Raw genomic sequence first — 19851 nt, 5'->3', positions numbered from 1 at the left:
GTGTCCGTGGGTGCGGCTAGACCGGCGGCCACGGAATGGCAGGCCACTCCCCGCTCGGCTCCGGGTGCCTGCCGGAGGCGAGCAGGGCGTCCACACGCGCGCGCGTGGCGTCCACCTCGGCGCCGGTGATCAGCCCGGCCAGCCGTACGGCCAGCTCGCCGCCCTCCTTCAGGCCCTCCCGCAGCGTCCCGAGGACCTCGACGGCCTCCTGGGTGAGCGGCTCCCCCGCCCAGCCCCAGAGCAGCGTCCGCAGCTTGTTCTCGGCGTTGAAGGTGACGCCGTGATCGATGCCGTAGAGCCGCCCGTCCTCGGTGGGCAGCAGATGGCCGCCCTTGCGGTCGGCGTTGTTGATCACGGCGTCCAGCACGGCGAGGCGCCGCAGCCGCTCGTCGTCGGCGTGCACCAGCAGCGCGGTCTTCCCGTCGCCGACCTCGGCGAAGGCGACCGCCTTCCAGCCCGGTTCGGGTTCCTCGCCGTCCACCAGCGCGAGCAGCTCGGCCTCGGGGGTCACGTCGATCCACAGCTGGCACATGCCCTCGCCGTACGGCCCGTCGCGCAGCACGGTGGGCGGTACGAGACCCCAGCCGGTCGCCTCGGAGATCTCGTACGCGGCGACCTCGCGCCCGGCGAGGGTGCCGTCGGGGAAGTCCCACAGCGGCCGCTCACCGGCGACCGGCTTGTAGACGCAGGTGGCCTCACGGCCCTCGTGCGCGACGGTGCAGTACAGGGCGGCGTTGGACGCCTCGCGGATACGTCCGCGCACCGTCAGCTCACCCCGGGTGAGCAGCTCCACCGAGGTCACGCTCCGCGGCGGTATCCGTTCTGGCGCGGACATACGTGTCCTTCCGGGTCGAGCGGGAGGCTGCACAGCGGACACGGCGGCCGCCCGGCGTTGACGACGTCCAGGGCACGCTTGGCGAAAGCCCTCGCCTGCGCGCCGGTGAGCCGGACCCGCAGCATCGGGGGACCGTTCTCCTCGTCCTGGAGCAGCCGCTCCTCGGCCTCGGCGAGGTCCTCCTCGGAGTCGGCGTCGAGCTCCACGAGGGCCTGCGCCTCGACGATCATGCGCTGTTCCTCGCCGTCCCAGGCAAGAGCCATGGTGCCGACGCGGAACTCCTCCTCGATGGGGGTGTCCAGCGGGCCGGTGTCGGCGACCTCGCTGGGCGTCATGGCGGGGACGGCTGCGCTTCCGCCACTACGCCGTACGACCTCGTCGAGCAGTTCGTCCATGCGCTCGGCGAGTGCGGCGACCTGGGTCTTCTCCAGGGCCACGCTGGTCACGCGGGAGCCGGCGACGGCCTGGAGGAAGAACGTACGGCGTCCGGGCAGTCCTACCGTGCCGGCCACGAAGCGGTCCGGGGGGTCGTAGAGGAACACCTGACGGGACACGTCCTGTCTCCATTGGAATCGTGGGTACGGCGAATCGTGAGTGCGACGACTCGTGAGTGCGGCGCTGCTTCGACCGCTTCACCCTACTGCGCCCGACGATCACGGTGCGCCCGCGCCGCCCCCGACCGTCGCGTCACCGGCCGGCGGCTCCTCGCGCGGGGCGAGGGACGCGAAGTCCCCGGTGTCCCCTAGACGTACGAGGAACGGCCTCAGGCGTGTGTAACGGATCGCGGTGATGGAACACGGTTCAACGGAGATCCTCTGGAAGAGGTCGAGATGAAGACCGAGTGCGTCCGCCACGAGGGACTTGATGATGTCGCCGTGCGAGCACATCACGTACACGGCGTCGGCACCGTGATCGCGCTCCACGCGCGCGTTCCACTCCCGTACCGCCTCCGCGGCCCGGGTCGCCATGGCCCGCATCGACTCCCCGCCGGGGAACGCCGCCGCCGACGGATGGGCCTGCACGACCTCCATCAGCGGCTCGTCCTTGAGGTCGGCGAGCTTGCGGCCGGACCAGTCGCCGTAGTGGCACTCCCCGATCCGCTCCTCGGTGTGCGCGGTAAGTCCGGGCCGGGCCTCCAGCAGCGGCCGGATCGTCTCCTGGCAGCGCTGCAGCGGGCTGGTGACGACCTCGGAGATCGGCAGGGCTGCGAGCCGGGCGGGCAGTGCGGCGGCCTGCTCGCCGCCGCGCTCGTCGAGGGCGACGCCGGGTGTCCACCCGGCGAGCACTCCCTCGGTGTTGGCGGTGGAACGTCCGTGCCGGACCAGGATCAGCGTGGGCATGCCGCCCAGCGTAGGCGCACGACGGGGTGCGTCAGCGGGCGGAGGGCGGGAGAATACGCTCCGTGATCGTCGACTGCGCCATCTACCGGGACGGGCGCCGGACGGAGGGGCCCGCGGACTTCTCCGACGCCCTGGATCTGTGCCGCCTTCAGGACGACGCGTTCGTCTGGATCGGTCTGTACGAGCCGACGGAGACGGAGTTCGACAAGGTCACCGAGGAGTTCGGGCTGCATCCGCTGGCTGTGGAGGACGCCCTGAACGCGCACCAGCGGCCCAAGCTGGAGGTGTACGACGACTCGCTGTTCATGGTCCTCAAGCCGGTCGGCTACGAGCCGAAGAGCGACATCGTCTCCTCCGGCGAGGTCATGGTCTTCATCGGCGACTCGTTCGTGGTGACCGTCCGGCACGGCGAGGAGGCGCCGCTGGGGGTCGTCCGGGAACGTCTGGAGCACGAGCCGGAGATGCTGCGGCACGGTCCCACGGCGGTGCTCTACACGATCGCGGACGCGGTGGTCGACCACTACGTGGAGGTGGCGGGCGAGTTGGGCACCGACCTGGCGGAGCTGGAGGCGGAGGTGTTCTCGCCGACCGCCGGCGGCTCCCGGCACACGGCCTCGCGCATCTACGCCTTCAAGCGGCAGATCATGGAGTTCCGCAGGGCCACCGGCCCGCTCGCGCAGCCGGTGTCCCGGCTCGCGGGCACGGGCCTGATCGGCGCGCGTGTGCCGTTCGTGCACGACAAGGCGCAGCCCTTCTTCCGCGACGTGAGCGACCACCTCACGCGCGTGAACGAGGCCGTGGAGGGCCTGGACCGGCTGGTGTCGGACGTCCTGTCGGCGCATCTGGCGCAGATGAGCGTCCGGCAGAACGACGACATGCGGAAGATCTCCGCGTGGGCGGCCATGGCCGCGGTCCCCACGATGATCGCGGGGATCTACGGCATGAACTTCGAGCACATGCCGGAGCTGCACTGGACCGGTTCCTATCCGGTGCTGATCCTGGCCATGGCCGCCGTCGAGGTGCTGCTGTACCGGCTGTTCAAACGCCGGGGCTGGTTGTAGCGGTCAGGCGAACTCGGGTGCCGAGGTGGCGGGTCCGCCGAGTGCGTCGCGGCGTTCCGGCATCGCCAGGGACACCATGCGCCGCCAGCCCGCGAGCCGCTCCCAGGCGTACACGGCGTGGATGCCGGCGGCGAGCGCGGCGGCCTTGGCCCGGGGCCAGCCGAGGACGCGTCCCATGTGGTCCATGACCGCGAGGCTGACGTCCCGGTAGACCCGGATCTCGGCGAGGGCGCACTCGCGCAGGGTGGCCTGGATCTGCCGGCCGTGGCCGGCGGCCGCGAAGCGCAGGAGTTCCTCGTGCGTGTAGGCGAGGTGGTTGTCCTCGTCGTTGGAGATCATCCGGACGGCCTTGCCGATCACGGGGTCGTCGGCGAAGTACTTGTGGAGCATGATCATCTGTTCCGAGGCGCGCTGTTCGGTGACCCGGCTGTGCGCGAGGTAGGTGATGATGTCGTCGACCGTGAGCGACCTGTCGGCCTTCAGCTTGTCGTGGGCGAGGCCGATGCCGTGCTTCTCGAGCAGCATCGTGTAATCGGTCTCGGGCGGGACGGGGACGGGGTCGAGCCCGCGCTTCTTCAGCAGGGCGTTGAAGATCCGCCCGTGCTTGTCCTCGTCCGCGCCGTGCCGGGTGATCTTGGGCGCCATGGCGCGCTCGCTGTCGGGCACGAGCGCGGCGATGCGCGCGTTCTCCCAGCCGCCCTGGGACTCGCCGCTGGCGGCGATCGAGCAGAACAGCCGGAAGGAATCGTCGTTGTCGAGGATCTCCTGGAACAGACTCTTGGCCGAAAGCATCGTGGGGCACCTCTCTCAGGACGCCGCAGGATTCCGCAAAGAACGAGTCAAATGCGGTGAGAGAGCCGCTGCAACAGCTGAGTCGGACAACTCCGCCAAAAGAATGACCATCGGGGTCACGACGGGGGCGTAACCGGGTGGGCACGCGCGCGTTGTTCTGCGTGACGGCCGTGGCGGGGAAGACCCCCGAGCCCCCACCACGGCCGCAGAACTTCCCCGGCCCGTACGGCCCTCGCGTCACGCCAGTCCGGCACGCTCCAGGGCCTCGGTGCCGGCGCGCAGGGAGGCGAGCCGCTCGTCGAGCGTGAAGCCGGCCGGCGCGAGGGACAGGGTGGTGACCCCGGCGGCGGCGTAGGCCTTCATCCGGTCCGCGATCCGGTCGACGGAGCCGAGCAGCGTGGTCTGGTCGATCAGGTCGTGCGGTACGGCGGCCGCGGCGCCCTGCTTGTCGCCGGAGAGGTACTTGGTCTGGATCTCGGCGGCTTCCTTCTCGTACCCCATGCGCTGGGCGAGCTGGTTGTAGAAGTTCTGCTTGGGGCTGCCCATGCCGCCGACGTACAGCGCGGTGTAGGGGCGGAAGGTGTCGGCGAGCGTGGCCACGTCCTTGTCGTCGCCGACGGCGAGCGGCAGGGTCGGGCAGATGTCGAACCCGTCGAGGCTCTTGCCGGCCTTCTCGCGCCCGGCGCGCAGGTGCTTGACGGTGGTGTCCTCCAGGTGGTCGGCGGAGGGGAAGATCACCAGTGCGCCGTCGGCGATCTCGCCGGTCTGCTCCAGGTTCTTCGGGCCGATGGCGGCGATGTACAGCGGGATGTGCTCGCGCTGCGGGTGCACGGTCAGCTTGATCGGCTTGCCCGGGCCGCCGGGCAGCGGCAGCGTCCAGTGCCGGCCTTCGTAGGTCAGGCGCTCGCGGGTCATGGCCTTGCGGACGATCTCGACGTACTCACGCGTGCGTGCCAGCGGCTTGTCGAACTTGACGCCGTACCAGCCCTCGGAGACCTGCGGTCCGGAGACGCCGAGGCCGAGCCGGAAACGGCCACCGGACAGGGAGTCGAGGGTCGCGGCCGTCATCGCGGTCATCGCGGGCTGGCGGGCCGGGATCTGGAAGATGGCGGAGCCGACGTCGATGCGCTCGGTCTGGGCGGCGACCCAGCTGAGCACGGTGGCCGCGTCCGACCCGTACGCCTCGGCGGCCCAGCACACGGCGTAGCCCAGCCGGTCGGCCTCCTGCGCGACGGCGAGATTGTCCGCGTCCATTCCGGCACCCCAGTAGCCGAGGTTGATCCCGAGCTGCATGGCCGATCCCCTTACCGATCAGTAACGTCCCTTGTGGGCCAGACCTTAGCGCGGGGGGCCACTCACGGGGAGGCCGATGTGGCGGGCGTCGCCCGACTGCCCCCGCCCATCCCTGGTGACGGTCCGGAAAACTGGTTATCCACAGGCCCCCACATGGCAGGTTCTGGCCAGTAATCTCGGCGTTCATGGAGCAGAGGCATCTCGGCCGCACCGGCCTGCGCGTGTCCCGGATCGGGCTCGGCACCCTCACCTGGGGCAGGGACACCGACGAGCACGACGCCGCGGACCTCTTGAAGACGTTCTGGGAGGCGGGCGGCACCCTCGTCGACACGGCCGACGTGTACGGCGACGGGGAGGCCGAGTATCTGCTCGGGCGGCTGATGGAAGGGCTGATCCCGCGGCGGGACCTGGTCATCTCGACGAAGGCGGGCAGCGTGCCCGACCCCGACCGCCGCTTCGACGGCTCGCGCGGCCATCTGCTCTCCGCGCTGGACGCCTCACTGGCCCGGCTCGGCACGGACCACGTCGACGTCTGGCACATCCACGCCTTCGACCCGTACACCCCGCTGGAGGAGACCCTCCAGACGCTCGACCTCGCTGTCAGCAGCGGTCGGGTGCGCTATGCCGGGGTCTCCAACTTCTGCGGCTGGCAGCTTGCCAAGGCCGCGACATGGCAGCTCGCGGCGCCCGGCACGCGCACCCGGCTGGCGAGCACACAGCTGGAGTACTCACTGCTCCAGCGCGGTGTGGAACGGGAGGTGCTGCCGGCCGCGCTCGACCTCGGCATCGGCATGCTGCCCTCGTCCCCGCTCGGCCGGGGCGTGCTGACCGGCAAGTACCGCAACGCGACTCCTGCGGACTCGCGCGGCGCCTCGGAGCATCTGGCGCCGTTCGTCGCGCCGTACCTCGACGACACGGCCAGCCGGATCGTCGACGCCGTGCAGACGGCGGCCGACGGGCTGGCCGTCTCCCCGCTCCAGGTCGCCCTCGCCTGGGTCCGCGACCGGCCCGGCGTGACCGCTCCCGTGATAGGCGCGCGCAACGCCCAGCAGCTCACAGCGGCGTTGTCAGTGGAGGCCCTTAGTCTTCCTGACGAGATCTGCCGGGCGCTCGACGACGTGTCGGCGCCCGTGCACCGCTATCCCGATCACGACTGGAGCACGCTGTGAGCACGGAGCCACCCGAGACCACGGAGAACTCGGAGCCGGGGGCCGCCGCCCAGGACGGGGCCGCCGCTTCGGGGTCGGGAGGCGACGGCGCGGACGGCACGTCCACCGACGGCGAGGACGTCACCGGGGCCGAGTCGGACGGCGGCGATGGCGAAGCCTCCGAGGGTGCGGCGCAGCAGTCGGAGGCCGAGGCCGAGCTCGCGGCCCAGCGGGTCGAGCGGGAGCGGATCGCGCGGCGCAAGGCCGAGCGGGCGGCGCCCGTCGACAGCGGGGCCAAGCTCAGCGGGCAGGCCGCCGATCTCCTCGCCGCCGTACGGGCCGTGGAGAGCGGTGCGAAGCCCACGGCGACCGTCTTCAGCGAGCCTGAGCCGCCGCGGCGCCCCGCTGCGGAGCCGGCCCGCCGACCGGAGCCCGCACCCGGGTCCGCCGCGCCCGCGGCCCCCGCGTCGGAGACCGTGGAGTCCGTGCGAGCCTTGCTGACCGAGGGCGGCGCCCCGGAGGCGCTGGCCGCGCAGGTCGCCGCCGCGCTCGGCGAGGGCGCCGCGGACCAGCTTCGGGCGGACCCCTGGCAGTTGCTGCGTATCGCCGGTGTACGGCCCGAGCAGGCCGACGGGTTCGCGCGGGCGCTGCTCGGCGCGGAGGCCGGACCGGACGACGAGCGGCGCGGCCGCGCGGTCACCGTCTGGCTCCTGGAGCAGGCGGCTCTGGCCGGGCACACGGCCCTGGAGTTGCCGGCGCTCACCGCCGCGCTGGCCCAGCGGGGCGTGCCGGACGCCGATGCGGCCGTGCAGAACACCCTCGCCGAAGGTGAGGCGTTGGCCTTCCAGGACGCCCTGGACGAGCCCGGCGCCCCGGCCCGGCGGGACGAGGAGGCGGAGGAGGGCGAGGAGCGGCCGGTCCGTGTCCTCGTCGGCCTGGAGCGGTACGCCCTGGCGGAGGAGAGCCTCGCCGACGGACTGGGCCGCCTGATCAACTCGGCGCCCAAGCAGGACGGTTCGGCCGAGGACTGGGAGCGGGAGGCGGGCGGCGCGGGTTCCGCCGCCGACCTGGTCCGGGCGGTCGCGGGCCACGGCCTGGTCCTGCACACCGGTGGGGAGGCGTCCCGCGCCGAACCGGCGGCGCTGCTGCGTGCCGCGCGGGCCCTCGGACTGCGCGCCTGGGCGGCCACAGCGGGCCCGCAGGGCAAGGAGCGCTTCTCGGCGCTGCTGAGCGAGCCCGGCGACGCCACTGGGACCGCAGCCGAGTTGCCCGGCGACGCCACTGGGACCGGGGCCGTGTCGCCCAGCGTCACCACCATGGCCGGGCTGCTGTCCGGCGAGGGGCCCGGAAGGGACGCGGACGGGGCGTTCGACCTCGACCTGCTCGTCCTGCTCGACGCACCCCAGCTGGACGTCGAGACGGCCGCGCTGCTCACGGAGTCGCTGCCGGACGGGGCCCGGCTGGTGCTCGCCGGGGATCCCGGGGTGCTGTGGTCGGCGGGGCCCGGGCGGGTGTTCGCCGATCTGCTGGCGGCGCGGATCTGCCCGCAGATCGCCTCGCGCCGGCCGGATCCCGGCCCGCTCGGCGAGCTGGTGTCCGGTGTCGGCATCGGTGAGCTGAACCAGGTCGAGGCGCCCGCCAAGGAGGTCGTGATCGTGCCGGTGCGGGACGCGGGCGAGGCCGTGCACCGCACCGTGCAGCTCGTCGCGGACTCGGTGCCGCGGGCGATCGGTGTCCCGGCGGAGCAGACCCAGGTGATCACGCCGGGCCACGGCGGCGCGGCCGGCACCCGCGCGCTGAACGCCGCGCTCAAGGAGCGGCTCAACCCGGGCCCCGGGCGCTTCGGCGGGTTCGACCCCGGTGACCGCATCGCGTACTCCCCCGCGCCGGGCCGTACGGTGCCGGGCCAGGTGGTGAAGGCCGACGCCGAGGGGCTGCACCTGTCCTGCGCCGGCGAGGCCGTGGTCGTACCGAAGCAGCGGGTGGAGCAGTCGCTGCGGCACGGCTGGGCGCTGACCGCCCACCAGGCGGCGGGCGCCCGCTGGCCCGCGGTCGTCGTGGTCCTGCCCGGTGACGCGGCCCAGGCCCTGAGCCGCCCGTGGGTCTACACGGCCTTCAGCCGGGCCGACCGTCATCTGTCCGTGGTCCACGGCGTCGAGCAGGCTCTCGCCCGGGCGGTCGCCGAGATCCCGGCCAAGCCGCGCACGACCCGCCTGCCGGCGCTGCTGGCACCTCAGCCGCCGGCGGCCGGCTGACCCCCGCCGGGCGCGACGGCGTCCGGCGCCCCCGACGCGCGACGGCGGCGGTCACGGAAGCATCGGCTCCGTGACCGCCGCCGCCCGGGCAGCCTCAGCCGTGGATCAGCGATCCGCGTCCATGGGTTCGAGGTCGTCCTCGTCGAGGTCGGTGTCGAGCTCGTCCTCGATGTCCCCTTCGGAGTCCACCGGGAGCCGCCTGCGGGTGCCGCCGGCTCTGTCCTCGTCGTCGAGGTCGTCGTCGAACACCGTGCTGACGTCGAAGCGGCAGACCACCCGCTGCGGGTCGACCCCCTCGAAGGGCGCCTCCAGCCATTCGCCGGGATCGGTCTGGTCGTCCGCCGCGGTCACCCAGAGCGTCGAGTCACCCTCCTCCAGGCCGAACTCCTTGTGCCGGGAGGCGATCTCGTCCGGCTCGAACTCGCCGAACAGGATGCCCAGCGCCCCGTGCACCGTGCCGGAGGCCTCGCCGTCCGCACCTTCGTCGTAGTCCGCCGCCTCGACCCGCTGGGCCTGTGCCAGCAGCCGCTGCGGCTCCGCCACGGCGTAGTCGCGGCGGATCAGCACGCTCAGCGCGTTCGGTTCCTCGGGGCCCGTGTACGGCGGCAGCGCGTCCTCCGTACCGGGGATCTCGAAGGGTGTGACCTCGTCGTAGCGGTCGTAGAGCAGCTCGTCGTAGGCCTCGGCGGCCGCGGCCAGCTGGTTGAACGCCTCGTAGACGGCCGGGTCGTCCTCCCCCGACCGGCCTTCGACCGCGGCCAGATGGCGGTCGAGCGCGGTCTTGACCGCCTCGGCGGCGGCGCGTACCTCGGCAGCGGTGGGCTGCACAGCATCAGACATAGTGCAGACGCTATCCGTACCGGGCCCCAGCCCGCACAATAGATGCGATGCCGGAATACGAATTTGTCGACGTGTACGTACCTCGCGGGGTCTCCCGCAAGGACGCCACGCGCCTGTTGACGGACCATGCCGAGTACGGACACTGGGAGTTGGACCGCCTGAGCCTGCTGCGGGACGGAAGCCGCCGGGTGCGGTTGCGCCGCCGGATCATCCGGCAGGTGCGGGCCACGTGGTGAGTTAGGGCGCCGGACAGGAAACATATGGAGCGGGCCCCGCCGAGGCGGGGCCCGCTCCGTTCGTACCGGAGGTCAGAGCCTCCTGGCGGGCCGCCCTACTGCGACGGCCGTGCCTTGCGGTACAGCACCGCGCCCGCCAGCAGCGCGCCCGCGCCCACCGGGAGGACGAGGCCCAGCGGCAGGTCGCTGCCGGTCTGGGCGAGCTCCGCGTCGCCCCCGGGCTGGGTGACGAAGTGCGCGCCCGGCTGATTCGGGTTCGAGGGGCCACCGCCCGGGGTCTCGCCGCCGGTTCCGGGCGGCGTGCTCGGGGTACCGGGCTGGTTCGGCTCCCCCGGGTTACCGGGGTTCCCCGGATTGCCCGGGTTTCCGGGGTTCCCGGGGTTACCGGGGTTGCCGGGCTCACCGGGATTTCCAGGGTTACCGGGCTCCCCCGGATTCCCCGGCTCTCCCGGATTTCCGGGCTCTCCCGGGTTACCGGGGTTCCCCGGATTGCCGGGGTTCCCGGGGTTGCCCGGGTTTCCGGGGTTGCCCGGCTCGCCCGGCGAGTTGTGACCGCCGCCGTTGCCGCAGTCGTTGTCCGCGCTGGGGTTGCCGATGCCGATGACGTCGACGCTGTTGCCGCACACGTTGACCGGTACATGGACCGGCACCTCGACGTGGTTGCCGGAGCCGACGCCGGGCGAGTCACTGGCGTGACCGTCGGAGGACGAGCCCCCACCACCATGACCACCGCCGTTGGAGCCGCCGTGGCCTCCCCCGTTGGCGCACTTGTTGCCGACCGCCGGGTTGAGCACGCCGACGACGTTCACGGTGTTGCCGCAGACGTTGACCGGCACGTCCACCGGTACCTGCACCGTGTTGCCCGACAGCACGCCGGGCGAACTCACGCTGGAGCCGTGCGCTCCCGCGCCGGTCGCGTGGGCCGTGCCGCCCGCTGCGGCGATGACGCCGGTCGCGGCCGCCACGGTCATCAGGCCCTTGCGGGTGACCTGTCGCATTTGCTGATTACCTGCCTTCGACGTTGTTCCGAGAGGACGACGTCGGAATTCGACCGACGTCCGAAAGGCCGGTCGGCCCCGGAGCGCATGGCGCGCGCTCCGGGGCCGACGGGCTCAGCCCCGAATCACGGGGCGAGGCACAACGTCACTTGTTGATGCAGGTGTTGCCGAAGGCGGGGTTCAGCAGCCCGATCACCGAGATCGTGTTGCCGCAGACGTTCACGGGGACGTGAACCGGAACCTGGACCACGTTGCCGGACAGGACACCCGGGGAGTGCACCGCGGCACCCTGGGCACCCGAGTCGGCGACGGCCAGGCCCGCGCCCGCGAGAACCAGCCCACCGGTGGCAGCCGCAGCGGCGACGACCTTCTTGATCATTATTCCTCCTTGTTGGCAATGCGATCTCAAGTAGCTGATCGCATCACCTGTAACGAGGAGGAACTAATAGGGCTACGACCCTATGAGCGGGTTCACTCTCGCCAGTCACGGCCAGTACGTCTGGACGATTACTGGATGGTTGTAACGGCCGTCCCTTTCAGGACGCGTCGATGAACCTGTCGAGTACACGGACCCCGAATTTCAGCCCGTCCACGGGCACCCGCTCGTCGACGCCGTGGAACATGCCCGCGAAGTCCAGCTCGGGCGGCAGCTTCAGCGGGGCGAAGCCGAAGCCCCGGATGCCGAGGTCGTCGAAGGACTTGGCGTCCGTACCGCCGGAGAGCATGTAGGGGATCGCCTTCGCGGCCGGGTCCTCGGCGACCAGCGCGGACTGCATGGCGTCCACGAGGGCCCCGTCGAAGCTCGTCTCGACGGCCTTGTCGGAGTGCACGTCCTCGCGCCTGACGTTGGGGCCGAGGATCTTGTCGAGGTCGGCGAGGAACTCCTCCTCGAAGCCGGGCAGGAAGCGGCCGTCGACATGGGCGGTGGCCTCGCCGGGGATGACGTTGACCTTGTAGCCGGCGCCGAGCTGGGTGGGGTTGGCCGTGTTGCTGAGGGTCGCGCCGATGAGCTTGGCGATGCCGCCGAGCTTGGCGAGGGTGCCCTCCATGTTCTCCGGGTCCAGCTCGGTGCCGAGGGCGTCGCCGAGCTCGTCGAGGAAGGCCCGGGTGGTCTTGGTGACCCGCACCGGGAACTTGTGGCGGCCCAGGCGCGCGACCGCCTCCGACAGTTCGGTGATCGCGTTGTCCCGGTGGATCATCGAGCCGTGCCCGGCGGTGCCGGCCACGGTCAGCTTCATCCAGTGCATGCCCTTCTCGGCCGTCTGGATCAGATAGAGCCGCCGCTGCTCGCTCACCGTGAACGAGAAGCCGCCCACCTCGCTGATCGCCTCGGTGACACCCTCGAAGAGGTCCGGGTGCTTGTCGACCAGGAAGCGGGCGCCGAACTTGCCGCCTGCCTCCTCGTCGGCGAGGAACGCGAGGACGATGTCCCGCGGGGGCCTGCGACCGCTGCGCAGCCGGTCACGGACGACCGCCAGGGTCATCGCGTCCATGTCCTTCATGTCGACGGCGCCACGTCCCCACACGCACCCGTCGGTGACCTCGCCGGAGAAGGGGTGGTGGGTCCAGTCGTCGGCGTTGGCCGGTACGACGTCGGTGTGGCCGTGGATCAGCAGTGCGGGCCTGGAGGGGTCCTCGCCCTGGATGCGGGCCACCGTGGAGGCGCGCCCCGGGTGCGACTCGAAGATCTGCGGTTCGAGGCCCACCTCGGCGAGCTTCTCGGCGACGTACTCGGCCGCCTTGCGCTCTCCGGGTCCCGAGTGGTCGCCGTAGTTGCTGGTGTCGATCTGGATCAGCTCGCGGCAGAGGTCCACGACCTCGTCCTCGCCGGTGACGCCCCTGGCCGTGTCCGTGTCGCTCACGCTGCTTCCTTCCGCGCGGTCGCTGCTGGTGGTCCCCCTCATCCTCCCCCCGACCACGGCCCTGCCCAAGACCGGCCGCGACCCGTCACACGCCGTTCACGTCGCGACGGGGGGTGATCGGGCACCCCTCGAAAGCCTGGTAATGTTTCCTCTGTCGCCGCGGGGGAAATCCCGCACGACAGACACCTTGTCCGGGTGGCGGAATGGCAGACGCGCTAGCTTGAGGTGCTAGTGCCCTTTATCGGGCGTGGGGGTTCAAGTCCCCCCTCGGACACCAGCTGAAACCCCTGTCAACCAGGGGTTTCTTGCTTTTCCGGGGTTCTCCCCGCGTTGCCGCGGCCGTCGGCCGCGAGCAGGGCGATCACCGCCAGCGCCGCGAGCAGGATGATCACCAGCACCACGACCGTGAGGACCGTGGGGTTGTTCCACAGCGCGAACACCAGCGTGATCAGCAGCAGGACGCCGACGGTGAGCCACTTGCGGTTGGCCTCGGTCCAGGTGCCGACGCGGCCCGTGGTGACGCCGTGCGAGCCCGCCCATCCCGCCGTGGTGTCCGCGCCCTGCTCGGCCCAGCCGCGCACCGCGCGCGGCAGCCGCCCGGGACCGACGAAGTAGGCGCCGAGGGCGACCACCACACCCAGCACGATCACGGTCCGCAGGGTGACCTTCAGGAAGCGCAGCAGGGTGTCGAAGACGGAGGCGGCGGCCGGCTCGGACAGGACGGTCGGCGGCAGATGGTCCAGGTAGTAGTGGCGGGCGATGACGAGTGCGATGGCCACGACGAGACAGCCGAAGGCCGCTCCCAGGGCCGCCTTCGCCAGGGCGCGGCGTCGCCGTCGGGCCAGCAGGACGCCCACCGCCCCGAGCAGCACGGTGATCACCGGCATCCAGTAGCCGGCCAGGTCCAGCGCGCGCGCCCCGTCCTGGAACTGGTCGAGCTTGTCGGACTTGAACAGGACCACCTGTTTCTCGACGGCCGGGATCTTGGAAGCCGGCTGGATACCGGCGTTCACCAAGTCCTTCTTGACCTGCTCCACGGCGGTTCCGACGTCGAGGGTGACGGTGCCCTCCTCGACGCCGATGGCCCCGCGGCCCTTGCCCGTGAGGGCGTGCACCACGGCCGAGTGGGCGGTCCGGTTCGCCGTGACCCACAGCTTCTCGAACCGGTCGCTCTCGACGAAGCGCTTCGCCACCCGGTCCGCGGCGGCGTTCACGGCCTCGTCCACCTGCGGGGCCAGTGCCTTGACGGCGTCGGCAGCGCGGGGCGGCAGGCCCTGCGACTTCAGCCAGTCGGAGATGTCGGAGGTGACCTGCTTGCCGTCCACACGGACGTCCACCGCGTCGACGAGCCGGTGGCGCACGGCGTCCTCGATGTCGCGGTCGGTGGCGAGCGGCTTCATCGTCTTGACGTAGCGGTCGGTGTCGAGGGCGATGTCGTGCACCCACACCGTGATCACGGTGACGGGGACGAGGATGCACGCGAGGACGATCAGTACGGCCGAGGCCGTGCTCCGCAGGATCTTGGTCGCGCGACTTCCCTGTGGTGGGTTCGTCATCCGCCCTCCGGCATCGGGACACCGGCCGCGACCCGCCGCGGCTCAAGTCCATTCCCGCCGAACGCGGGGATCCCGGCATCCCGGGATGGGCCATCCGGACGCTGCGTCGACCGCGTTGTCACGCACTGTGTGGGCGATGTCTCGTTCGAGAGAAGATCACCAGGTCAGCGTGGGTTCGCCGGGCTCCGGTGTAGCCTCGAACGGGTGCTCCGAGTGGCCGTTCCCCGACCCCGAACCTAGCGTCGTACTAAAATTTCCGGCTTGTTACGGAGCTGGAGCCGGACAACCCCAGGCAAACCTGCGGGCCCGCCAGCGCCCCGGAGGCATCCGGGATCGAGACGCGAGGACCGGATGGCAGCGATACACGAGAGCGATGCTCTCGGCCTGCTCGACGAAGAACTCCGCGAGAAGTTCGGCGACACCGCCCGTTTCTCCGGAGGCCCCGCGGCCTCCCCGCGCACGCTCGTCGACGTCTTCGACGCGTCGGTGCGCTCCTTCCCGGACGAGCCGGCGCTGGACGACGGCACGACCGGCCTGACCTACCGGGAGCTGGCGGTCGAGGTGGAGCGGCTGCGGCGCGCGCTGGGCGCGGCCGGGGTCGGGCTCGGGGACCGGGTGGGCGTGCGGGTGCCGTCCGGCACCAACGACCTGTACGTCGCGATCCTCGCCGTGCTCGCGGCCGGTGCCGCCTATGTCCCGGTGGACGCCGAGGACCCGGACGAGCGGGCCGAGCTGGTGTTCGGCGAGGCGGACGTACGGGCCGTCGTGGGCGCCGGGCACGAGCTGACCGTGCACTCCCGCAGTGACGTTCCCGCCGCGCGCCCCGGTGTCGGGCACGACGCCTGGATCATCTTCACGTCCGGTTCGACCGGGAAGCCGAAGGGCGTCGCCGTCTCGCACCGCAGTGCCGCCGCCTTCGTGGACGCCGAGGCCGCGCTGTTCCTCACCGAGGAGCCGATCGGGCCCGGCGACCGGGTCATGGCGGGCCTGTCGGTCGCGTTCGACGCTTCCTGCGAGGAGATGTGGCTGGCCTGGCGGTACGGCGCCTGTCTGGTGCCGGTGCCGCGTTCGCAGGTCAGGAGCGGTGCCGATCTCGGGCCGTGGCTGGTGGAGCAGGAGATCACGGTCGTGTCGACCGTGCCCACGCTCGCCGCGCTCTGGGAGCCGGAGACCCTCAACGACGTACGACTGCTGATCTTCGGCGGTGAGGCCTGCCCGCCCGAGCTGACGCAGCGGCTGGTGACCGAGGGCCGTGAGGTCTGGAACACCTACGGGCCCACCGAGGCGACCGTGGTGGCCTGCGCGGCGCTGATGAGCGGCGAGGAGCCGATCCGGATCGGGCTGCCGCTGAACGGCTGGGAGCTGGCCGTCGTGGACGAGGCCGGGGAGCCCGTGCCGATGGGCGCGAGCGGGCAGCTGGTGATCGGCGGGGTCGGTCTCGCCCGGTATCTCGACGCCGAGAAGGACGCGGAGAAGTACGCCCCGCTTCAGTCGCTGGGCTGGGAGCGGGCGTATCGCAGTGGTGACCTCGTCAAGGCGGAGCCGGAGGGGCTGGTCTTCCTCGGGCGGGCCGACGAGCAGATCAAGCTCGGCGGGCGGCGGATCGAGCTCGGTGAGGTGGACGCAGCGCTGCAGGCGCTGCCCGGTGTCGCCGGTGCGGCGGCCGCCGTGCGGACGGCCCGCAGCGGCAATCAGCTTCTCGTCGGGTACGTCGTCACGCAGGACGGCTGGGACCAGGCGACCGCGGTGGAGAAGCTGCGCGCGGAGCTGCCGGCCGCGCTGGTGCCGCTGCTGGCGCCGGTGGACGACCTGCCGACCCGCACCTCGGGCAAGGTGGACCGCAACGCGCTGCCCTGGCCGCTGGAGGGCCTGGAGACGGGCGGACCTGCGGAGCATCTGTACGGCACCGAGGCATGGCTGGCGGAGCAGTGGACCGAGGTCCTCGGCATCCCCGTCACCAGCGCCTCCGACGACTTCTTCGCGATCGGCGGCGGCAGCCTGGCCGCCGCACAGCTGACGACGCGGCTGCGCACCCGTTATCCGAGCGCGGCCGTCCTGGACATCTACCAGCAGCCGGTGCTGCGGAAGCTGGCCCGGCACCTGGAGAAGTCCGCGCACGACGACGGGGCGGAGCGGATCGTCGCGCCGGTGCCCCGGAGTGCGCAGCTGATCCAGCTTCTGCTGCTCGTTCCGCTGTTCACGCTGCTCGGCCTGCGCTGGACGGTCGTGCTGGCCGCGCTCGGGAACCTGCTGCCCGCCTACGGGTGGCTGCCGACGGCGCCCTGGTGGCTGCTCGCGGCCGGGGCGGTGGCGCTGTTCAGCCCGCCGGGGCGGCTCGCGCTGGCCGCCGGCGGGGCGCGGCTGCTGCTCAGGGGCGTGAAGCCGGGCCGGTACCCGCGCGGTGGCAGTGTGCACTTGCGGCTGTGGACGGCCGAGCGGCTGGCCGAGTTCAGCGGGGCGACCTCGCTGACCGGGGCCTGGCTGGAGCGGTACGCGCGGGCGCTGGGCGCCAAGGTCGGGCCCGAGGTGGACCTGCACTCGCTGCCGCCGGTCACCGGGCTGCTGAAGCTGGGGCGCGGCGCCGCGGTCGAGTCCGAGGTGGACCTGTCCGGGTACTGGCTGGACGGGGACCGGCTGGAGATCGGCTCGGTCAAGGTCGGCGCGCACGCCGTCGTCGGCACCCGCAGCATGCTCTTCCCGGGCGCCCGGGTCGGCAAGCGGGCCGAGGTGGCGCCCGGCTCGGCGGTGACCGGGCAGGTCCCGACCGGGCAGCGCTGGGCGGGTGCGCCCGCGGTCAAGCTCGGCAAGGCCAAGCGCAACTGGCCCAAGGACCGGCCGCGGCGCGGCACGTACTGGCGGGTGATGTACGGCCTGACCGGTTTCGCGCTGAGCGCGCTGCCCGTGCTGGCGGGTGCGGCCGCGTTCCTCGTCGGCCGGGTGTTCTTCACGCCGGGCTCGCCCCTGGTGGGCGCCGCGCTGGCCCTCGTACCGGCGACGCTCGCCTTCGGGGCGGCGTACGCGCTGCTGATCCTGGTCTCCGTACGGCTGCTGAGCCTCGGGCTGCGCGAGGGCACTCATCCCACGCACAGCAGGGTCGGCTGGCAGGCCTGGACCGTGACGCAGCTGATGGACCGTGCCCGCGACACCCTGTTCCCGCTGTACGCCGGGCTGGCCACGCCGGTGTGGCTGCGGCTGCTCGGGATGCGGATCGGGCGGGGCGCCGAGGTGTCCACGGTGCTCGCCCTGCCGAGTCTGACGACGGTCGGCGAGGGCGCGTTCCTGGCCGACGACACGCTGACCGCGCCGTACGAGCTCGGTGGCGGCTGGATGCGGATCGGGCGCGCGGAGATCGGGCGGCGGGCGTTCCTCGGGAACTCGGGGATGACCGGGCCCGGGCGGACCGTGCCGGACGGCGGGCTTGTCGGTGTGCTGTCGGCGACGCCGAAGAAGGCCAAGAAGGGCACCTCGTATCTGGGGCTGCCGCCGGTCAAGCTGCCGCGTGCCGCGTCCGACGGCGACCAGAGCCGGACGTACGACCCGCCGGCCCGGCTGCTGTGGGCGCGCGGCCTGGTGGAGCTGTGCCGGATCGTGCCGGTGTTCTGCTCGGCGGGCATCGCGGTGCTGACGGTCGCCGCGCTGTGCGTGCTGGGGGTCTGGGCGCCGCTGCTGTCCGGGCTGGTGCTGCTCGCGGCGGGTGCCGCCGCCGGGCTGGTGTCGATCGTCGCGAAGTGGCTGCTCGTGGGGCGGCACCGCAGCGGGGAGCATCCGCTGTGGTCGTCCTTCGTGTGGCGCAACGAGCTGGCCGACACCTTCGTCGAGGTGCTCGCCGTGCCGTGGTTGGCGGGCTCGGTACCGGGTACGCCGGTGATGACGGCGTGGCTGCGGGGGCTCGGCGCGCGGATCGGCAAGGGCGTGTGGGTGGACAGCTACTGGCTGCCGGAGACGGACTTGGTGACCTTGGAGGACGCCGCGACCGTGAACCGGGGCTGTGTGCTCCAGACACACCTCTTCCACGACCGGATCTTGCGGACGGATACTGTGGTCCTCCGTGAGGGCGCGACGCTGGGTCCTGGCGGGATCGTCCTGCCCGGCAGCGCGATCGGGGCCCGCACGACTCTGGGTCCCGCGTCGCTCGTCATGGCTGCGGAGTCCGTCCCTGACGACACCCGTTGGCTGGGCAACCCGATCGAGGCATGGCGTCCCTGAGCACGGCCCACCCCGGGCCGGAGAGCGGTGGACCGGCACGGAGTGGCAGCGGCAAGGCGCAGGGAGCACAGACAGCAGTGGCAGTTCAGCAGGCGGCGGGCGCGGACCCGTACTTCCCGGAGCACGGCGATTCCCGCTACCGGGTGCACCGGTACGAGCTGGCGCTGGACTACCGCCCGGGCCCGAACCGGCTGTCGGCGACGGCCCGGATCAACGCGATCGCGGGGCGCTCGCCGCTGGCCGAGTTCGTGCTGAACCTCGCCGACTTCAAGATCGGGCGGGTCCGGGTGGACGGGCGCCAGCCGCACTACACGCACCGCGGCGGCAGGCTGCGGGTGCGCCCGGCGAAGCCGGTCCGGGCCGGGGCCGCCTTCACGGTCGAGGTGCACTGGTCGGGCAATCCCAAGCCGGTGAACAGCCCGTGGGGCGGTGTCGGTTGGGAGGAGCTGGAGGACGGGGCGCTGGTGGCGAGCCAGCCGATCGGGGCGCCGTCGTGGTACCCGTGCAACGACCGGCCGGCCGACAAGGCGTCGTACCAGATCTCGATCACCACGCCGTCGGCGTACGCGGTGGTCGCGGGCGGGCGGCTGCTGACGCGGACGACGAAGGCGAGCACCACCACCTGGGTCTACGAGCAGGCCGCGCCGACCTCCAGCTATCTCGTCGGGCTGTCGATCGGGAAGTACCAGACGGTGCTGCTGGGCGACCCGGGGCTGGGCGGGGTGCCGCAGCACGGGCACATCCCGGCGCATCTGCTGGCGGACTTCTCGCGGGACTTCGCGCGTCAGCCGCAGATGATGGACGTCTTCCAGGAGCTGTTCGGGCCGTACCCGTTCGACGAGTACGCGGTCGTGGTGACCGAGGAGGAACTCGATGTGCCCGTCGAGGCACAGGGGTTGTCGCTGTTCGGCGCCAACCATGTGGACGGGGGGCGGGGTTCGGAGCGGCTGGTGGCGCACGAGCTGGCGCACCAGTGGTTCGGCAACAGCGTGTCCATCGCGGACTGGCGGCACATCTGGCTGAACGAAGGGCTCGCGAAGTACGCGGAGTGGCTGTGGTCGGAGCGCTCGGGCGGGCGGACGGCGCAGCAACTCGCTTCCGCGGCGCACCGGTTGCTGTCGTCGATGCCGCAGGACCTGCGGCTGGCCGACCCGGGCCGCAAGGCGATGTTCGACGACCGGCTCTACGAGCGCGGCGGGCTGACCCTGCACGCGGTGCGCTGCGCGCTGGGCGACATCGCCTTCTTCCGCATGCTGCGCAGCTGGGGTCAGCTGCACCGGGGCGGCACGGTGACGACGACGGCGTTCACGTCCCATGTGGCCCGCTTCGCGAGCGAGCCGGTGGACGAGCTGCTGCGGGCGTGGCTGCACGGACCCGCGCTGCCGCCGCTGCCGGGGGCCGAGACACGGGCGGCGGGCTAGCACAATGG

16 protein-coding genes and 1 tRNA gene are annotated in these 19851 nt (G+C 72.1%); 7 read left to right on the top strand and 10 right to left on the bottom strand.

Annotated features, from left to right (window positions below):
• Positions 1 to 16: 16 nt before the first annotated feature.
• The 3 genes from CP983_RS34725 to CP983_RS34715 form a co-directional block, all read right to left on the bottom strand.
• A complete protein-coding gene (locus CP983_RS34725; protein ID WP_125526224.1) occupies positions 17 to 835 on the bottom strand; it encodes an SCO1664 family protein in 819 nt (272 codons plus the stop codon).
• Entirely contained in the window at positions 799 to 1389 is a 591-nt protein-coding gene (locus CP983_RS34720; RefSeq protein WP_125526223.1) for a DUF3090 domain-containing protein, read from the bottom strand. The genes CP983_RS34725 and CP983_RS34720 overlap by 37 nt, the downstream gene beginning before the upstream one ends.
• Before the next feature lie 99 nt (positions 1390 to 1488).
• Complete coding sequence (locus tag CP983_RS34715) at positions 1489 to 2175, bottom strand: histidine phosphatase family protein (RefSeq protein WP_093745413.1); 687 nt, start codon at positions 2173 to 2175, stop codon at positions 1489 to 1491.
• Between the two features lie 62 nt (positions 2176 to 2237).
• Here CP983_RS34715 and corA point away from each other — a divergent pair, with 62 nt between their 5' ends.
• Positions 2238 to 3236 carry a magnesium/cobalt transporter CorA gene (gene corA / locus CP983_RS34710; RefSeq protein ID WP_107909243.1) on the top strand — a complete coding sequence of 333 codons (999 nt, stop codon included), beginning with the start codon at positions 2238 to 2240 and terminating at the stop codon, positions 3234 to 3236.
• Positions 3237 to 3239: 3 nt separating this feature from the next.
• On the opposite strand, the gene CP983_RS34705 is transcribed toward corA, so the two are convergent.
• Both CP983_RS34705 and CP983_RS34700 read right to left on the bottom strand, forming a co-directional pair.
• Positions 3240 to 4028, bottom strand: a complete 789-nt coding sequence (locus tag CP983_RS34705) for a ferritin-like domain-containing protein (RefSeq protein WP_150504008.1) — start codon at positions 4026 to 4028, stop codon at positions 3240 to 3242.
• A 237-nt stretch (positions 4029 to 4265) separates the two neighbouring features.
• Entirely contained in the window at positions 4266 to 5321 is a 1056-nt protein-coding gene (locus tag CP983_RS34700) for an LLM class F420-dependent oxidoreductase (protein WP_125526221.1), read from the bottom strand.
• A 185-nt stretch (positions 5322 to 5506) separates the two neighbouring features.
• Here CP983_RS34700 and CP983_RS34695 point away from each other — a divergent pair, with 185 nt between their 5' ends.
• Both CP983_RS34695 and CP983_RS34690 read left to right on the top strand, forming a co-directional pair.
• Positions 5507 to 6490 carry an aldo/keto reductase gene (locus CP983_RS34695; protein ID WP_107909240.1) on the top strand — a complete coding sequence of 328 codons (984 nt, stop codon included), beginning with the start codon at positions 5507 to 5509 and terminating at the stop codon, positions 6488 to 6490.
• Positions 6487 to 8724 carry a helix-hairpin-helix domain-containing protein gene (locus CP983_RS34690; protein ID WP_150504006.1) on the top strand — a complete coding sequence of 746 codons (2238 nt, stop codon included), beginning with the start codon at positions 6487 to 6489 and terminating at the stop codon, positions 8722 to 8724. The genes CP983_RS34695 and CP983_RS34690 overlap by 4 nt, the downstream gene beginning before the upstream one ends.
• A gap of 105 nt (positions 8725 to 8829) precedes the next feature.
• Here the strand turns inward: CP983_RS34690 and CP983_RS34685 are convergent, their stop codons facing one another.
• Positions 8830 to 9564 carry a hypothetical protein gene (locus tag CP983_RS34685; protein WP_150504004.1) on the bottom strand — a complete coding sequence of 245 codons (735 nt, stop codon included), beginning with the start codon at positions 9562 to 9564 and terminating at the stop codon, positions 8830 to 8832.
• 47 nt (positions 9565 to 9611) lie between these two features.
• Here CP983_RS34685 and CP983_RS34680 point away from each other — a divergent pair, with 47 nt between their 5' ends.
• Positions 9612 to 9800 carry a DUF5703 family protein gene (locus CP983_RS34680; RefSeq protein ID WP_005485166.1) on the top strand — a complete coding sequence of 63 codons (189 nt, stop codon included), beginning with the start codon at positions 9612 to 9614 and terminating at the stop codon, positions 9798 to 9800.
• A 95-nt stretch (positions 9801 to 9895) separates the two neighbouring features.
• Here CP983_RS34680 and CP983_RS34675 read toward each other — a convergent pair whose 3' ends face one another.
• The 3 genes from CP983_RS34675 to CP983_RS34665 all read right to left on the bottom strand — a co-directional run bounded on the left by CP983_RS34675 (position 9896) and on the right by CP983_RS34665 (position 12660).
• Positions 9896 to 10798, bottom strand: coding sequence for a chaplin (locus CP983_RS34675; RefSeq protein WP_150504002.1), 903 nt, complete (start codon positions 10796 to 10798; stop codon positions 9896 to 9898).
• 145 nt (positions 10799 to 10943) lie between these two features.
• The gene (gene chpH / locus CP983_RS34670; protein WP_030954008.1) at positions 10944 to 11177 is read right to left on the bottom strand and encodes a chaplin ChpH; all 234 of its coding nucleotides are present in this window, start codon (positions 11175 to 11177) and stop codon (positions 10944 to 10946) included.
• A gap of 157 nt (positions 11178 to 11334) precedes the next feature.
• The gene (locus tag CP983_RS34665) at positions 11335 to 12660 is read right to left on the bottom strand and encodes a M20/M25/M40 family metallo-hydrolase (RefSeq protein ID WP_107909236.1); all 1326 of its coding nucleotides are present in this window, start codon (positions 12658 to 12660) and stop codon (positions 11335 to 11337) included.
• A 189-nt stretch (positions 12661 to 12849) separates the two neighbouring features.
• Between CP983_RS34665 and CP983_RS34660 the strand changes: the two genes are divergently transcribed.
• Positions 12850 to 12937 (top strand) — tRNA-Leu (locus tag CP983_RS34660).
• 13 nt (positions 12938 to 12950) lie between these two features.
• Here the strand turns inward: CP983_RS34660 and CP983_RS34655 are convergent.
• Positions 12951 to 14216, bottom strand: a complete 1266-nt coding sequence (locus tag CP983_RS34655) for a hypothetical protein (RefSeq protein WP_107909235.1) — start codon at positions 14214 to 14216, stop codon at positions 12951 to 12953.
• A gap of 351 nt (positions 14217 to 14567) precedes the next feature.
• Between CP983_RS34655 and CP983_RS34650 the strand changes: the two genes are divergently transcribed.
• Complete coding sequence (locus tag CP983_RS34650; RefSeq protein ID WP_150504000.1) at positions 14568 to 18422, top strand: Pls/PosA family non-ribosomal peptide synthetase; 3855 nt, start codon at positions 14568 to 14570, stop codon at positions 18420 to 18422.
• Positions 18423 to 18499: 77 nt separating this feature from the next.
• Positions 18500 to 19843, top strand: a complete 1344-nt coding sequence (locus tag CP983_RS34645) for a M1 family metallopeptidase (protein ID WP_150503998.1) — start codon at positions 18500 to 18502, stop codon at positions 19841 to 19843.
• Positions 19844 to 19851: the final 8 nt, after the last annotated feature.

The organism is Streptomyces chartreusis, assembly GCF_008704715.1.
Lineage (GTDB): Bacteria > Actinomycetota > Actinomycetes > Streptomycetales > Streptomycetaceae > Streptomyces > Streptomyces chartreusis.
This window is presented reverse-complemented; position numbering and strand designations above follow the sequence as displayed.

What these genes read in the sequence shown, in the direction of transcription:
- CP983_RS34685 (WP_150504004.1), bottom strand. Translation starts at nt 9,564, where the DNA reads ATGTCTGATGCTGTGCAGCCCACCGCTGCCGAGGTACGCGCCGCCGCC.
- CP983_RS34700 (WP_125526221.1), bottom strand. Translation starts at nt 5,321, where the DNA reads ATGCAGCTCGGGATCAACCTCGGCTACTGGGGTGCCGGAATGGACGCG.
- CP983_RS34655 (WP_107909235.1), bottom strand. Translation starts at nt 14,216, where the DNA reads ATGACGAACCCACCACAGGGAAGTCGCGCGACCAAGATCCTGCGGAGC.
- CP983_RS34675 (WP_150504002.1), bottom strand. Translation starts at nt 10,798, where the DNA reads ATGCGACAGGTCACCCGCAAGGGCCTGATGACCGTGGCGGCCGCGACC.
- CP983_RS34650 (WP_150504000.1), top strand. Translation starts at nt 14,568, where the DNA reads ATGGCAGCGATACACGAGAGCGATGCTCTCGGCCTGCTCGACGAAGAA.
- CP983_RS34695 (WP_107909240.1), top strand. Translation starts at nt 5,507, where the DNA reads ATGGAGCAGAGGCATCTCGGCCGCACCGGCCTGCGCGTGTCCCGGATC.
- chpH (WP_030954008.1), bottom strand. Translation starts at nt 11,177, where the DNA reads ATGATCAAGAAGGTCGTCGCCGCTGCGGCTGCCACCGGTGGGCTGGTT.
- CP983_RS34725 (WP_125526224.1), bottom strand. Translation starts at nt 835, where the DNA reads ATGTCCGCGCCAGAACGGATACCGCCGCGGAGCGTGACCTCGGTGGAG.
- CP983_RS34680 (WP_005485166.1), top strand. Translation starts at nt 9,612, where the DNA reads ATGCCGGAATACGAATTTGTCGACGTGTACGTACCTCGCGGGGTCTCC.
- CP983_RS34705 (WP_150504008.1), bottom strand. Translation starts at nt 4,028, where the DNA reads ATGCTTTCGGCCAAGAGTCTGTTCCAGGAGATCCTCGACAACGACGAT.
- CP983_RS34715 (WP_093745413.1), bottom strand. Translation starts at nt 2,175, where the DNA reads ATGCCCACGCTGATCCTGGTCCGGCACGGACGTTCCACCGCCAACACC.